The sequence below is a fragment of the Vibrio sp. E14 genome (genome assembly GCF_020515785.1).
Lineage (GTDB): Bacteria > Pseudomonadota > Gammaproteobacteria > Enterobacterales > Vibrionaceae > Vibrio > Vibrio diabolicus.
Window position 1 is genome coordinate 466,609 of the sequence record NZ_JAHPJI010000002.1, and the last position, 15,771, is coordinate 482,379.

At 47.1% G+C, this 15,771-nt stretch carries 14 protein-coding genes; all 14 read right to left on the reverse strand.

What is annotated here, in order from left to right:
• Positions 1-3: 3 nt before the first annotated feature.
• The 14 genes from fliI to LIX84_RS07500 all read right to left on the reverse strand — a co-directional run bounded on the left by fliI (position 4) and on the right by LIX84_RS07500 (position 15,692).
• Positions 4-1,323, reverse strand: coding sequence for a flagellar protein export ATPase FliI (gene fliI, locus LIX84_RS07435; RefSeq protein WP_006741701.1), 1,320 nt, complete (start codon positions 1,321-1,323; stop codon positions 4-6).
• Positions 1,324-1,326: 3 nt separating this feature from the next.
• Positions 1,327-2,127, reverse strand: coding sequence for a flagellar assembly protein FliH (fliH, locus tag LIX84_RS07440; RefSeq protein ID WP_065645190.1), 801 nt, complete (start codon positions 2,125-2,127; stop codon positions 1,327-1,329).
• Between the two features lie 71 nt (positions 2,128-2,198).
• The gene (fliG, locus tag LIX84_RS07445; protein WP_012841526.1) at positions 2,199-3,254 is read right to left on the reverse strand and encodes a flagellar motor switch protein FliG; all 1,056 of its coding nucleotides are present in this window, start codon (positions 3,252-3,254) and stop codon (positions 2,199-2,201) included.
• The gene (fliF, locus tag LIX84_RS07450) at positions 3,247-4,989 is read right to left on the reverse strand and encodes a flagellar basal-body MS-ring/collar protein FliF (protein WP_006741698.1); all 1,743 of its coding nucleotides are present in this window, start codon (positions 4,987-4,989) and stop codon (positions 3,247-3,249) included. Before fliF ends, fliG begins: the two co-directional genes overlap by 8 nt.
• Positions 4,990-5,003: 14 nt before the next feature.
• Positions 5,004-5,315: a flagellar hook-basal body complex protein FliE gene (gene fliE, locus LIX84_RS07455; protein WP_012841525.1), complete on the reverse strand. Its 312-nt coding sequence runs from the start codon at positions 5,313-5,315 to the stop codon at positions 5,004-5,006.
• A 122-nt stretch (positions 5,316-5,437) separates the two neighbouring features.
• The gene (locus LIX84_RS07460) at positions 5,438-6,847 is read right to left on the reverse strand and encodes a sigma-54-dependent transcriptional regulator (RefSeq protein WP_226421008.1); all 1,410 of its coding nucleotides are present in this window, start codon (positions 6,845-6,847) and stop codon (positions 5,438-5,440) included.
• Between the two features lie 36 nt (positions 6,848-6,883).
• Entirely contained in the window at positions 6,884-7,915 is a 1,032-nt protein-coding gene (locus tag LIX84_RS07465; RefSeq protein WP_226421009.1) for a sensor histidine kinase, read from the reverse strand.
• Between the two features lie 196 nt (positions 7,916-8,111).
• On the reverse strand, positions 8,112-9,578 hold the full coding sequence (locus LIX84_RS07470; protein WP_226421010.1) for a sigma-54 dependent transcriptional regulator: 1,467 nt from the start codon (positions 9,576-9,578) through the stop codon (positions 8,112-8,114).
• Positions 9,579-9,867: 289 nt separating this feature from the next.
• Entirely contained in the window at positions 9,868-10,278 is a 411-nt protein-coding gene (fliS, locus tag LIX84_RS07475) for a flagellar export chaperone FliS (RefSeq protein ID WP_012841524.1), read from the reverse strand.
• A 12-nt stretch (positions 10,279-10,290) separates the two neighbouring features.
• A complete protein-coding gene (locus LIX84_RS07480) occupies positions 10,291-10,596 on the reverse strand; it encodes a flagellar protein FliT (protein ID WP_226421011.1) in 306 nt (101 codons plus the stop codon).
• Between the two features lie 3 nt (positions 10,597-10,599).
• Complete coding sequence (fliD, locus tag LIX84_RS07485) at positions 10,600-12,591, reverse strand: flagellar filament capping protein FliD (protein WP_170903164.1); 1,992 nt, start codon at positions 12,589-12,591, stop codon at positions 10,600-10,602.
• 21 nt (positions 12,592-12,612) lie between these two features.
• Complete coding sequence (gene flaG / locus LIX84_RS07490; protein ID WP_047008849.1) at positions 12,613-13,047, reverse strand: flagellar protein FlaG; 435 nt, start codon at positions 13,045-13,047, stop codon at positions 12,613-12,615.
• A 92-nt stretch (positions 13,048-13,139) separates the two neighbouring features.
• Positions 13,140-14,270, reverse strand: coding sequence for a flagellin (locus LIX84_RS07495; protein ID WP_006741693.1), 1,131 nt, complete (start codon positions 14,268-14,270; stop codon positions 13,140-13,142).
• Positions 14,271-14,558: 288 nt separating this feature from the next.
• Complete coding sequence (locus tag LIX84_RS07500; RefSeq protein WP_005393103.1) at positions 14,559-15,692, reverse strand: flagellin; 1,134 nt, start codon at positions 15,690-15,692, stop codon at positions 14,559-14,561.
• Positions 15,693-15,771: the final 79 nt, after the last annotated feature.

Genomic DNA, 15,771 nt, shown 5'->3' on the forward strand with positions numbered 1-15,771 from the left:
CTATCACCCGCCTAAAATGTTTCTAAGCATGTTGACGCACATATCGTATGGCACCGATTCTTTCATGCTCTGCTGTAAGTATTCGTCTAACTTTGGCTTCAATGTAAACGCGCCATCGATAGCAGGATCGGTGCCCGGCTTGTACGCCCCAATCGACACCAAATCTTGGTTCTTGCGGCAAATCGACAAGACCTGACGTACCGCTTTCGACATCAGAACATGTTCTTCAGTGGTGATTTGCGGCATAACACGGCTAACCGACTTTTCGACGTCAATCGCAGGATAATGGCCTGCATCCGCCATTTCACGGGACAGCACAATGTGACCATCAAGAATTGCCCGCGATGCATCCGCAATCGGGTCTTGTAAATCATCGCCCTCGGTCAACACGGTAAAGAACGCCGTAATTGAGCCTTGTTCGGCGCTTCCGTTACCCGCACGCTCAACCAAAGCAGGTAGCTTGGCGAACACAGATGGCGGATAGCCTTTTGTCGCTGGCGGCTCACCAACAGAAAGGGCGATTTCACGCTGTGCTTGCGCAAAACGCGTCAAGGAATCCATCAATAACAGAACGTCCAAACCTTGATCGCGAAAGTACTCTGCAATGGTTAAGGCGGTTTGACAGCCTTTCAAACGCATCAATGGTGAAGCATCGGCAGGCGCAGCCACCACGACAGAGCGACGTCGTCCATCCTCACCTAAAATCTCTTCGATAAACTCTTTAACTTCGCGTCCACGCTCACCTATCAGACCGACCACAACAACTTGTGCGGTTGTACCTCGCGTCATCATGCCAAGCGTGACCGATTTACCCACACCAGAGCCGGCAAACAGACCGATACGCTGACCTTTACCTACCGTCAATAATCCGTTAATCGCTTTCAAGCCCACATCAAGTGGCTCTGAAATTGGCTTTCGAGCCAGCGGGTTGATTGGCTCAGCATTAAAAGAGGCGCGATGATCGGTATACAACGGGCCAAGTCCATCAAGCGGATTACCAACCCCGTCAATCACTCGACCAAGCAACTCCATGCCAACAGGCAAGCCAGCGTCACTGGTTAATGGCGTCACTCTAGCGCCAGGCAAAATGCCCGTAATTTGCTCGCTTGGCATCAAAAATAGGTTATCACCTGAAAAACCGACGACCTCGGCTTCCATCTGACCGGACATGGTTTCCACTAAGCATAAACTGCCAATTGGCGCGCGACAGCCTGTCGCTTCCAACGTTAACCCAACCACTCGAACCAGTTTGCCAGAGGCAACTGGGCGCGTCGTTAAGCCTTCAACTTTGTAGTTTCTTAAACGGTCAGCCAATGCTTGCATGGACTACTCACCCTCTTGATGACGGTTTGCACCACAAAAACTGTGCAACACGCTTTTGACGCGCTCTTCCATACGGTAGTTAATGCTTGATTCACCTGCCTCAATCTGGACGTCGCCTCGATTGAGTGATGGCTCAGCAACCAACGTCCAGTTGCGGCAATCAAGGTCTGCTTCGCCGTAAGCTGAGCGAATAATCGCAACGTCTTCTGGATTCAGGTGCAAGGTAATGGGATGACCTGATATTGGCAGCGCTTCAACCGACTGCTTAACCGTGTCCAAAATAATTTGAGGGTTGGTTTGTACTTCGACATGCACGACTTCTTTTACTAAACAGAGCACCATGTCTACCAGCTGCTTTTCAACCTGAGCATTCATTAGCTCTAACGGCTGAGCAAACTGGTTCGCTAAGTTCATAAAGGTTTCGACTTGCTGTTGAATATATTCTTGACCTGCGGTCACGCCTTCGGCTTTTCCAAGCTCCAGCCCTTCAGCATGGCCCGCTTGCAGGCCTTCTTCTTTGCCTTTGTCGTAACCTTGCTTAAAGCCGGCTTCTTGACCTTGATACAAACCTTCCTGATAAGCGCCTTGCTTGATCAGCTCTATCTGCTCTTCGGTTAGCTCAAGTGCTTGCTCTTCTTCTGGCTCTTCAAGATTCGGTACCCAACCCGGGTCATAGTTAAACGCGGTTTGTTTTGCTTGCTTGGCTTTGGGCTCGCCGTAATCAGGCAACCCCCAACGTTGTGGTTCGATCATCGAATCATCTTCATCAGGACGGATAAATCCACGTTTTCTTTCGCCAGCCATGGGTTACCTATTATGTATTCGATTAAGAAGTGAGGGCGCTCCGCAATAGGATAATCGCGGAGCAATAGAGATTATAAGAATTCGTCCGCACCGCCAGACAACATGAGTTCGCCTGCATCGGCCATGCGACGAGCGATCGCCAGGATTTCTTTCTGTGCCGCTTCGACATCCGCCACGCGAACTGGCGGCATCGCTTCGATGTCATCACGCATCATCTCAGCCGCTCGTTTCGACATGTTCTTAAATACCTTCTCACGCAGAGAATCGTCGGCACCTTTAAGTGCTTTTTGCAACACGTCTTGTGGTACATCACGCAGCAATTTCTGAATACCTTGATCGTCCACTTCGACTAAGTTTTCGAAGACAAACATCAAGTCTTGAATTTGCGTCGCCATGTCTTCGTCTTGATCGCGAATCTGTTCCATCAACAAACCTTCGACGTTGTTGTCTAGATAGTTCATGATCTCCGCTGCCGCTTTCAGGCCACCAATCTTGGCTGCTTGAGCGCCAGCTTGACCCGCGAACTGTTTCTCCATGATTTCGTTCAGCTCTGCCAGTGCCGATGGCTGAACTTCTTCAAGGTTGGCAATACGCATCATCAGATCCAAACGCACGCGCTCAGGGAACTGAGACAAAATCTCCGCGGATTGGTCTGCTTCTAAATAAGACAATACGATGGTTTGGATCTGCGGGTGTTCGTTGACAATGATGCTCGCCACTTGTCGTGGGTCCATCCATTTCAAAGAATCCAGGCCTTTTGAACCCGTACCAAGTAGGATCTGGTCAACCAAGTTGTTGGCTTTGTCTTCCCCAAGAGCCGCCACCAGCGCATTACGCATGAAGTCTTCGCTGCCCATGCCGATGTTGGTGTATTTCTGGATGTCCTCCAAAAACGCACGGTGAACGGCTGACACCTTGTCTTGGCTGAGATCTTTCGCCTTAGCCATCGCACTACCCACACGCTGGACCTGTTTTGGCTCTAGGTGACGAATAATGCCAGCGGCATCTTGTTCATTGAGGCTCAGTAGCAAAATTGCTGCTTTTTCTTCGCCAGTAATGGTTGAGACATCCAGCTCAACTGGCATTCCCGCGGCGTTGTCATCTTGAGGTACGATATCGTTAGCCATTGTCATTCATCCAGTTTTTCACTACTTGAGCAGCAAGTTCAGGTTCATTCGCAACCAGAGCGCGAACCGCTTTCAATACATCTTCATCTTTATGAAGGTTTGGCAAATCAATACTTGAACCAAACTCAAACAGTTCGCTGCTTTCAATGTCGCTGCCAATCAGGCTAGTTTCACCATCCGCACCAATCGGCAAGCCGTCTGGTCCGTACATTTCGTCTTCGTCATCACTGGTAGGGTTAAGCAATTTCTTCATTGCTGGGCGAACCAGAACCAACACAACAACGATGATCACTAATGCACTTGCGAACCAACGAACCCAGTCGCTGAAGTTAGGGTGCTCCCAAATTGGTGGTTCTTCCAGCTGTTCAGCCTCAGGCTCTGCAAACTTCACACTCAGTACATTCAACAAATCACCACGGCCTTGGTCAAAACCGACCGTACCAATTAAGACTTGGCGAATAGCATTAATTTCCGATTCGGACATCGGGGTATAGGTCACTTCTCCCGTATCTGGGTTGACCTGACGACGGTCCTTAATCGCAACAGAAACTGTCTGACGAGCAACCGTCCCCGTCTGCTTACGCTCATGGCTGATGGTGGTATCAAGCTCAAAGTTACGCGTGGATTCTTTACGCACCGAACCCTGTCCCATGACAGAACCGTCTTTCATCTGAGCCACATCTTGCGGAATAGAGGCATCCGCTGGAGGCTGATTACTTAACGCCCCCGGAATACCCGCTACCATATTGCCGTTATTGTAATCTTCTAATGCGTACTCACTGCGGGTTGCAGGGGTATTGGGATCAAAGCGTTTGCGAGTTTGTTCAACCGCGCTGAAATCCATTTGGATATCGACCTGCGCCGTGTAGTTGCCATAACCTAAAATAGGTAATAGCACTGAATCAATTTTTTCACGCAGCGCTTGTTCCTGGCTACGCTCTAATTCTTGTTCTTTGCGTCGCGCAGCAGAAGCAGGGTCTTGAGAGCCTGAACTGAGCAAACGACCATGCTGATCTGTGACGGTAATGCGGGAAGTTTTCATTCCCGGAACGGCACTCGCCACCATGTCGACGATAGAATCAACTTCTTGCTGTTTGAGGTTCGTACCAGTCGACAGTGTCAAAAATACGGAGGCTGATGCTTCTTGGTTATGACGCACAAAAACACTGTGCTTTGGTAGCGCCAATAAGACTCGCGCTTTACGAACTTGCTTCATTTCCTCAATCGCTTGAGCCAATTGACGTTCTCGACTGAGTTTAAGGCGCTCTTGCTCTAAACGTTGTGATACGCCAAAGCCCATATCTTGCAGCAAAATATCATCGCCCGCTTCTGTGGCTTGGTTTACGCCTGAGCGAACCATGCCAAGTTTGATCGAGTTGTATTCGCTCGATTCAACAGAAATGGTATTACCATCAAGCTTGTAATTGATTTTTTGCTGGTCCAGATAATCCAAAACGGGGATCAACTCTTCGGTCTCATACGCTCCAAGCGGGCGCATCTCCGGCTCTTTGACCCAAAAGAACAGCATCACGATCAATGCAACACAGATGGAGATTGACAGCACAAGTACAACTTGACGAAGTAAATCAAGGTCACCCACTGCCATATCAAATTTTGACGCACTGCGCTCCTCTAGATCTGGATTTTGACTCTCCACATCTACGTCGGAACTTGCTACCAGTGCACCATCTGAGCCGCCTTCAGTGACGGTTAAATCTGTAGACTTGTCTGCCACACTTATTACCTAAATTACACTGGCATGTTCATGAGGTCTTTATACGCCTCAACGAGTTTATTGCGAATTTGAACCGTCGCATCAAAAGCGACACTAGACTTGTTACGAGCAATCATAACGTCAGAAAGGGAAACATCGGCATCACCACGATCAAAACGGGTTTGTAAATCACCGGATGCTTTTTGAAGTGTGTTCACGTTATTGATGGCTTTAGTTAGGAGATCATTAAAATCTGCTCCAACTTTCGCCCCACTTGCAGTAGGAGCAGTATTGGTTGCTTCTACCATCATGGCGCGCATTTCTGCCTGAATACCATCAACTTTCATTAGCACCTCTAAGCCAAAAGATTGACTATTAACAAAACTGATTATTAACACAGCAATTAACGTGCCATAAGACATTAGTTAGCGGTTTGCTTACACTTTTTGTCTTATGGCGATTGCACATGTTAATTTGGGATATCTATACCAGCATCACGCATTTTGGCAAGTTTGTAGCGCAAGGTTCGTGGGCTTATGCCCAGTTTCTCCGCCATTTCTTTGCGTCGGCCGTTACACTCCACCAAGGTTTCCAAAATAATGGCGTATTCTTGGTCACGCAGCTCGCTGCCCAAGCCTTCCCCGCCAGATACCGGACGGTTCACACTCTCAGGTTGAGCGACTGGCTTAACACTAGGTACCACCATCTCTGTATTTTGCACCACATGCTGCAAGCTGTTGGCATCTTGCCAATCCACCCCTTCTAGCAAGATGTGCTCAGCGTCGATATCACCATTCTCACTTAAAATAAGAGCTCGTTGCACCACGTTATCCAGCTCACGAACGTTACCTGGCCAAGGGTATTGCAGCAGTTTTTCTACCGCAACGGCTGAAAATTGAGGCACTGGCATCCCCATCTTGCTGCAATGACGCTCAGCAAGATGCTTGGCAAGTGGCGCAATATCGCCTTTGCGTTCGTTCAGTGCTGGCCACGCAATTGGGAACACATTCAGGCGGTAGTATAAATCTTCACGGAAGTTGCCTTCTGAGACGTACTGCTTGAGATCACGGTTACTGGTCGCGAGCACGCGTACATCCAGCTTGATGCTCTTACGACTGCCAAGGCGCTCCACTTCCCGCTCTTGCAAAACACGTAATAGTTTCGCTTGCAGGTTTAAGTCCATTTCGCTGATTTCATCCAGCAAGATTGTGCCGCCTTGCGCTTGTTCAAACTTACCCGGACACGCTTGAACAGCGCCAGTGAACGCGCCTTTCTCATAACCAAATAGTGTCGCTTCCAGCATGTTGTCTGGAATCGCCGCACAGTTGATCGCAACGAATGGACCATCTTTACGGTTTGATGCGTTGTGAATATAACGCGACATCACTTCTTTACCTGAGCCACTCGGACCTAGCACCATGACATTCGCATCTGTACGTGCCACTTTATCGGCCAAAGCAAGTAGACGCAGACTTTTTTCATCTGCCACGACCGCGTCACCATTGTCATCGCTTTTGATCGGTGCATATCGACTGACCATATTTAGCAATACTTCTGGTGCAAATGGTTTCGCCATGTAGTCAATCGCGCCGTCTTTCATTGCCGACACGGCATCTTCAATGTTGGCGTACGCCGTCATTAACAGTACTGGTAAGTTAGGCCAATTCTGCTTGATGTTTTTGAGCAGAGCCAACCCGCCCATACCTGCCATTTGCACGTCAGAAACGACGATATCGACAGTATTCGATTTGAGTTTTAGTAGTGCGTCTTCCGCACAGTCAGCTTCTAACCACTCATACCCTGCCAGAGCCAGAGTATCCACTAGGGCTTCACGAAGACCTTCATCGTCTTCTACGATCAGCACTTTGCTTTGCGCCATTCTGATTCTCCAGTAATTGTTATTACCAGAAGCTGCTTATTGCGCTTCTGGTTGCACTCGCTCTAGCGGAATGCACATGGTAAAGCAGGCTCCATCACCCTGCTCTGAAATAAGTTCCAATCGACCGTCATGGGCACGGCAAACCATTTGAACAACAGCCAGCCCTAACCCGGTTCCTTGAGAACGCGTGGTAAAAAATGGCTCCATAATTTTGGCTTGTTGTTCTTCAGGTACACCCGGTCCGCTGTCTTGCACTGAAATGCGCAACTCGCCATTTACCGGGCGGAAAAAAATATCGACTTGCGACTCTTTACCAGACATCTGAATCGCATTCATGACAAGGTTGCTCAACGCGGATGCAATCGCATTCGCATTGCCTAGCAACTCAGTTTGTTCTTCTTCCACTTCTAGGCAGTAATCAATACCGTTATTTTTTAGCGCGGTTTCGACCATCGGCTGATATTCCGCCACCAACTGAGCAATCGTAAATGGCTTAATGACTTTATTATCACCACCTTTAGCAAAAAGCAGCATATCATTAACCTGCTTTTCCAAATCGTGCAGTCGATCCATTAATTTGGTTTGAAAGCGATCCCTTGTCGCTGGTGGAAGGTTTGGCGCTCCCAAATTGGATGCATATAGCATGGCGCTCGATAGCGGCGTTCTTACCTGATGAGCAAGCGACGCTACCATACGCCCTAACGACGACAAGCGTTGTAAATCACTCACACGAGCTTGAAGTAAGCGAGTTTCGGTTAAATCGGTAATCAGGATCAATTGACCTGTCGTAGAAGCCGAAATGGCTAATCGAACTTTACGACCATTCCGCAGGGAAACTTCGTGACCATCATCCTCACGAGGATCAAACACCGCCTGAATAATGTTGAACCATTTTTCATTAACCAGTGGAATCTCAAGAATTCGGTGCGCCTCTGGGTTTGCTTCACGCACTATGCCGTACGTGTCGAGCAGAATCACTCCGGCAGGCATCACATCAAGCACCTGCTTATAGCGCTCAACCTGATTTTCTACGGAATCTAAATGGGATTGGTTGGTGTTGTTATCCATTACTGCCTGTCGAAATATCGCCGCTAAAACTAAAATAGCTTGGTAAGCAATTAGCGTACCAAGCTATTTTTTATATTTATCATGACGTTAAGTCATTGACAATAAGTTGACACCCTCAGATAACGGTTTTTGGTGTCAGAAAAACGATGCTAAATAGCCCAAATGATTTAGATATCGTCTTAAATCTCAACGTTGCCTAGCGTTGTAAGTTGTACTTACGCATTTTTTCCACCAACGTTGTGCGTCGCATACCCAGCATATCAGCGGCTCGTGCCACGACCCCACCTTGTGCTTCTAACGCTTGGCTGATCATATTAACTTCTAAATCAGCCAACAGCTCTTTCAGATTTACACCTTCAGGCGGCAGCGCTTGCGGAGCGTTCATGCTGTGGTCAAGATCGTCTTGATCATCAAAGCTAAAGTCTTCTGAGAAGATGTCTTGGAACACATCACGCTCTTGTTCTTCAACCGAAATAAACGGATTACTTTCTGGTTGGAACTCCGGGATATCACTGTAGCGATATTTGGTTGGTAAGTGGTTTACATCGACCAAGCTATTTGGGTACAGAATGATCATTCGCTCAACAAGGTTCGCTAACTCACGCACGTTACCCGGCCAGTTGTGCTCCATCAATGAATTGATCGCACGAGGGGTAAAACAGATAGGCTGGCCACCCTCCGCTTCCAGACGCGTCATCAACTCTTGCAGCAGCAATGGAATATCTTGTTTGCGCTCTTTCAGCGCAGGCATCTCGATTGGAAACACGTTCAAACGATAGAACAAGTCTTCTCGGAACGTGCCTTCTTCAATCATACTTTCTAGATTACGGTGTGTTGCCGCGACAACTCGAACATTGACCTTGATGGTGCTATTGCCACCCACACGTTCGAAACAGCGCTCTTGCAATACGCGAAGCAACTTTACTTGCATCGACATCGGCATATCGCCAATCTCATCAAGAAAGATCGTGCCACCGTCTGCGAGCTCAAATCGACCTTTACGTGCCGTTAACGCACCAGTAAACGCGCCTTTTTCGTGGCCAAACAATTCACTTTCTAGAAGCTCCGGTGGAATGGCACCACAGTTAATGGGCACAAAGGCACCACTGCTGTACGACGAATGATAGTGAATGTTACGCGCAACGACTTCTTTACCGGTACCAGATTCACCCAAGATCAACACGTTTGCCTCAGTGTCTGAGACTTGCTCGATCAGGTGACGAACTTCTTGAATACCTCTGCTTTGACCAACTAAGCTGCGAAAAAGCGTGTTTTTTCGTGCACTGGCAACGACATTGACCCCTTTTCGACCCAGAAAATCTTTGCAGTGGCGTAATGCCTCACTAAGCTGTGGGTAATTAAGAGGTAGTTCTAGCTCACCTACAAAATTTGGAAGATCATCCACGGGCAACGGAAATCGGCCCATGACTAAAAGTGGGATGTGGTAGGCGCTGTTTAAATGAGAGATAACCGTATTCGCCGCTTGACCTGCTGGAATGTTACCAACAATACAGCACGACCATACGCTAGACCAATCAATATCGCTGAGCTGATCAGAACTGACCGCTTCGCAATTTTCTCCAACAAATTCCAATATATTGCTTAAATTTAAACGACTTGATGCGTCATCATCAATTACAAGCAGCTTTGCCAAACCTTGCATAAGTAAGAATGATTGCCTTTATTTTAGGTGCGTTGCGGCCAAACCTTGATTTGCGCAATTGGGTGCTAAAAGAAGGCAGAACCACCACACTCAATTTACGATAGACAAAATAGGAAAATCAGCAACAAAAAAAGCCATTAGGGCTACTAATGGCTTCTATTTTATTTGAATATAAAAATAAGGCAACCAAGCAATAAAGAGGTGTGAGCTTGATAGAAACTTTGCTACACAACTCGTTGCGCAATTGACAAATATATTCCTCTAATATCTTAACGCGTTGTTTTGGTTATTAAATACCGACTTCAGCTGCTGTAAGATTATGAAACTCTGTCGGGATTTGGTCCCAAGCGGATTTGATCTCACGGATAATGTCGATAACGTCGTCGATCAGTTGAGGATCATTTTGATGGTTAGCAGCTGAAATTTGCGTGATCATAAACTCATAGAGTGAATCTAAGTTTGAAGCAATATCACCACCGTCATCCATCGATAGACAGCTACGTAGCGCAATGATGATGTCTAGCGCTTTACCTAAACGCTCACCTTTTGCTGGAATATTGCCTGCTTGCATGGCCGCTTTACCTTGAATAAGGCGCTCAATCGCACCAGCCATAAGCATTTGAATGACTTTGTGCGGAGAAGCCGCGCTTAGCTGGCTGTCGACTGATACCTTTTTGTATGCTTGCAAAGAACCGCGCATAGTAATCCTCTTTTAAATAAATTTTTTGTACTGCTGAAGCGAACGCTGGCCATAACGAAACTTATGAAGTTCTTTTCCGACCTTTGACGTTTCCGATTGCATCAGCTCGACAATTCTTTTGGTACGAGTAAGCAACGCTTGCCACTCTGCATCCTGCTTAACCAAAGGATTTTGATGAATAATTGGTAACAGGTTTTGCAATAACCGTTCCCTGATATCGACCAAGCGAAGAATTTCTTCAGTACTAAAGTCGACTTTTTCCAATTCTTGCGTAATTAGTTGATCTATATCATTAATATCTATGAGTTCTTTTTGCATTTATTAACCCAACGCACTCATTAAGGCACCTAACTGACCTTGCATTTTGCCAGTCGCATCTTGCATGGCGGTAAACTTCGCGTGAGTGCGTTTTTCTAGGCTTTCCATGCGGCGATCTAATGCCGCTTGATCATCACTCAAACGATAATTTTGTTCTGTGAGACTTTTTTCTCGAGTACGAATGCTGCCTGTAATGCCTGTAATACCATGAATCGCATCTTCGACTCGTTTAGCAAAACCTGTGTTGCCACCGAAGAACTTTTCTAGCTCGTTGAAGTTGTTGTTCAACTGACGATCTAACATGTCATAGTTGATTTCTAAGGTACCTTGACGCGTGGTAGTAATGCCAAATTCAGTTAATGACTTTAGGTTTTCAGGCGCTTTATCAATTTGAGTGGAAAATACCGATTTTAATCGTGAGTCTGCGCTGCGTACGGTACTGTCACCCGACAACGGTCCTTTTTGACCAGTGACCGGATCCACACTCGCCAACGCTTGAGACGTTTGATAAAACGAGTTGTACGCCGCAACAAAGTTTTCGATGTCGTTACGCACACTCTGACGGTCGTATTCGACGCCAATTTCAGCAGGTGGCTTGTTCGGTTCTGATTTGCCTTTAAGTGTTAAATCAACACCTTCTATGGCATCTTCAATCACATTGTTGTGACTAGATAGCTTTGCTACTCCATCAAGCAGAACTTCTGAATCTTGCCCTGCTTGTACCTCTGTCATACCAAGGTATTCTTCAAAAGCAGATTGCGCTTTTGCGATTTTCGCTTCTGCTTCATCAATTTTTTCTAAACGTTCACGCTCTTGAGGATCCAGCTTAGCGCGATGAATTTGTTTCGCTTGCTCTTCGGTCAATTCACCACGTTCAACTTTTGCGTCTAGCGCTTGTTTTTCACTCGCAATTTTTTGCTCAATTTCAGCTTTTTCTTGCTCAAGAAGCTGCTTGGCCTCTTTCGTCGTAACGTAAGAGTCGGTTAATGTGCCTGATGCCGCATTACTCCAACCCGGTACATCTGGTGCCTTCTCTATTGCTTTCTCGTCGAGTTCGAGCTCTGGCTCTTCATAAGAATCCAGCAAAGTGCCTGACGCAGTTTCTGTCCATCCTGGAATTCGGTCTTCAGGGCGTAAACTCGCACGTCGGTTGGCTTCATCAATCGCTTCCTGCCCAGCTTTAGCAGCTTCTGCACCCGCAGCATAGATTGGCTCTTGGGAGCCATCATCTTGTCCATTTTCTGCCGCTTTTTGCTCTTCTGGAGGTAGAGGATTGCCGTTTGCATCCAGTTCCACTGGTTGCTCGGGGAATTGAAGAGGACCTAACACTTCTTCCGCCGCTGAACGAGCTTCTTCAAGCGCGTTAACACGGTCTTCAAGTGTTTGATATTCGAAATATTTTAGAGGGTTGCCTTTGTCGGCCTCCACACTGACTCTGATTTGATGATCCTTACCAGAGAGGTTAGAAGCAAGGATAAGGCGTGGACCTTCAACGTCGTTAATGAGAGATGCTCGAACACCGGGATTGTCTTTTGAGCCGTTGATGCCGCGTACGACATCTGCGAGCTTGGAGCTCGAACGAACGTTCACGTTGAAGGTGTCATCACCAAGCGAAATCTGCAGCTTACCAGGGCCAAACTTTGCCTCTTCTGGCAGTACGTCAGAAGCGACTTTGTGGCTCTGGGCAAGCTGCAACACATCGATAGCATATTTGCCAGCGATAGCATCTGTAGTTGCAGTAGCAGATACGATATTGTCGTCTGTCGTTTCAACAGTACGAACGGCAAACGCTTTCTCTTGACGAAAGTTCGCCATGAGATTTTTCATCGTATCCAGTGACTCTCTGAGTCGCCCATAGGCACTGATACTGGCATTAATTGTCGTGCGCTCGTTGTCAATGCGTTGCTGCTTTGGTACGCGTTCGGCATCCACAATTTTGCTGACCATGGAATTGATATCCATGCCGCCAGACATCCCCAAAGGGCCTAAACTCATCAAATCACCTCTAAAAACGACTTACACTTTTTCAGTCAACAACCCGCTGTTGGCTGTGTGCTCAGCTAGGCGACGCAATACCACTAGCATCTCTTCATCAGGAATTTGACGAATCACGTCGCCCGTTTTGGCTTCGTAAATCGTCACCACATCTCTCCCGGATTCCTCATCCACTCGAAACGCGACTCCTTTGTTTATGGACGTCACAAACTCATTCATTTGCGCGACCAATTTTTCACGTTCTTCTTTGTTCAGCTCTTGACGGCTTTCTGCCATCTCGATCGCTGCTTGAACAGAGAAGTCGTATTCGGTGTCTTTCGCTTTTTGCGGCGAAACCTCACCATTTGAATTTGCTGGGCTAGACGTGCCTATATCATTGCCATTTTTATTTGCAAACTTTGTGCCACTTGGCGTGCCGTAAGGCTGGATGTTCGATGCGTAGGAGGATATATCCATTACAATCTCCCTTCCACCTTATGGGCTAACGATAGAACCTATCGCTTTGGTGCCCCAGCACTAAGGTGTTTACCTCAGGCTGGGTCAACCACTTAGCCCAACAAGCTTAGCGCTGCAGATGGAGACTGCTTCGCTTGAGCCAGGATTGAAGTACTTGCTTGCTGAAGAATTTGCGACTTAGTCATCGCAGTGGTTTCTTTCGCGTAATCAGTATCTTTAATACGGCTGTTAGACGCATTAACGTTCTCGTTAATGTTGTCTAGGTTGCTGATTGCGTGGTTGAAGCGGTTTTGGAAAGCACCAAGTGACGCACGTTGGCTGTCTACTGACTTAAGCGCACCGTCGATAACAGCCACGGCTTCTTGAGAGCCTGCTACTGTTGTTACGTCGATGTCTTTCACTGTTACGTCTTTCGGGCCGCCAAAGCCGATCTCGTCCGCTAGGTTGCCAGAGAACTCAACATCACCTTGAACTTTTTGAGAAGAAGCAAATACTTGTAGCTTGCCATCTTCACCAACAGACGCTTTTACATCATCGTTTTGACCGTTGATGTACGTTGCTAGCTGCTCAATGTCGTCGCCTTGTTTTGCGCTGATCGATAGCTCTTTCTCTTCACCTTGTTTGTTGGTGTAGCTCATTTTGAACTCAGTTTTCTCACCAACAGTCCAAGATGCATCTTTACCCTCTTCTGCTGCGTAGCTTTTGCCACCCATTGCAGAAGTGTCTGAGCGCAAGCTACCCATAGAAAGCATCACTGCTTCACCTGAATCTGCACCGATTTGGAAAGATTGCGTACCGTATGTACCGTTCAGCAACTTGTTACCACCGAAAGAGGTAGTTTCAGCAATACGGTTTAGCTCGTCATTTAGCGCTGTTACTTCTTCTTGGATCGCAACACGTTCTGCTTTTGAGTTAGAACCGTTCGCAGATTGAAGCGATAGGTCACGCATACGTTGTAGGATGTTGGTAGATTCATTCATTGCACCTTCAGCAACCTGTGCAATAGAAATACCGTCGTTTGCGTTTTTCACCGCCATGTCTAGGCCACGGCTTTGTGCATTCAAGCGGTTTGAAATCTGTAGACCTGCAGCATCGTCTTTCGCGCTATTGATTTTATAACCCGAAGACAAACGCTCCATTGATTTTTGTTGACCGTCAGCTGCCTGGTTTAGGTAACGCTGTGCAGTCATCGCAGAAACGTTAGTATTAACGTTAATCGCCATAATTGATCTCCTTAAGGCTTTAGTGAATGTACCGTCGTGTCTCTCACCTCACTTAGGTACATCTCATTTCTCTCAGTCCCTTTAACGGCGACCGATGAATATCCTTTAGAAGAAATTTTCAATTTTTTGCGATTATTTTCTTTGGCTTACTGAAATGTGATGAAGCTCTAATGTCGTGATTCGCAGAAATCCTGAGTCCCCAAAAGACAGAAAAAAACCCAGCCGAAGCTGGGTTTACTCGCTCATCTCTCACCACGAGCCAATGAGGTTCTCGTCTTAGGTTTGAAATTAACCTAGCAGACTTAGCGCTGAGTTTGGCGCTTGTTTCGCTTGCGCAAGGATTGAGCTTGACGCTTGCGATAGAATTTGTGACTTGGTCATTTGAGTCGTTTCTTTCGCGAAGTCAGTATCTTTGATACGGCTCTTCGACGCATTCACGTTCTCGTTGATGTTGTCCAAGTTGCTGATTGCATGGTTGAAACGGTTCTGGAATGCCCCCAGCTCTGCGCGGTGGCTGTCGACGTATTTCAGTGCCGCATCGATGATAGCAACAGATTCTTGTGCGCCACCAACTGAGGTTACGTCGATAGTATCTACCGTTACTTTTTTACCTTCGCCCAAACCTAGCTCGCCAGATAGGCCGCCTGAAAACTCGACTTCGCCTTCGACTTTGTTGTTGCCAGCAAAGATTTGCAGTTTACCGTCTTGGTCTACTGAGGCTTTCACGAGGTCAGTTTGACCGTTAATGTAAGTCGCAAGCTCTTCGATATCATCACCCGCTTTTGCGCTGATGTTGATTTCTTGCTCTTGGCCGTAGCTGTCCGTTAGGTTGATTTTTAGGTCGTTCTTACCTTCAGCAACGTTCCAGTCTTTACCTTTACCACTTTCAGCTTGGTAGCTCACACCGCCCATCATTTTATTGTCTGAACGCATGTCTTTTAGCTCAAGCATCACGGCTTCACCGTTATCCGCACCGATTTGGAACGATTTCGCACCGTGTGTGCCGTTTAGTAGCTTGTTACCACCGAAAGAAGTGGTTTCTGCGATACGGTTTAGTTCGTCATTTAGCGCGGTCACTTCTTCTTGAATTGCCACACGCTCTGACTTCGAGTTTGAACCGTTTGCTGATTGTAGAGACAAATCACGCATACGTTGAAGAATGTTAGTGGTCTCGTTCATTGCACCTTCAGCGGTTTGTGCAATTGAGATACCGTCGTTCGCGTTGCGAACCGCCACATCCAAACCACGGCTTTGTACGTTCAAACGGTTCGAAATTTGCAGACCCGCAGCGTCATCTTTTGCGCTGTTGATTTTGAAACCCGAAGACAAACGCTCCATAGAAGTTTGTTGAGCTGAGTTTGCGTTGTTTAGGTAACGCTGAGCGGTCATCGCTGATACGTTAGTGTTTACATTCACTGCCATGGTGATTTCTCCAATTGATTTTCCGGTATAGCGGTTTCCGACGTCTCGGAAAACCAAGTAGTTCTCTCAAAGTTACTTT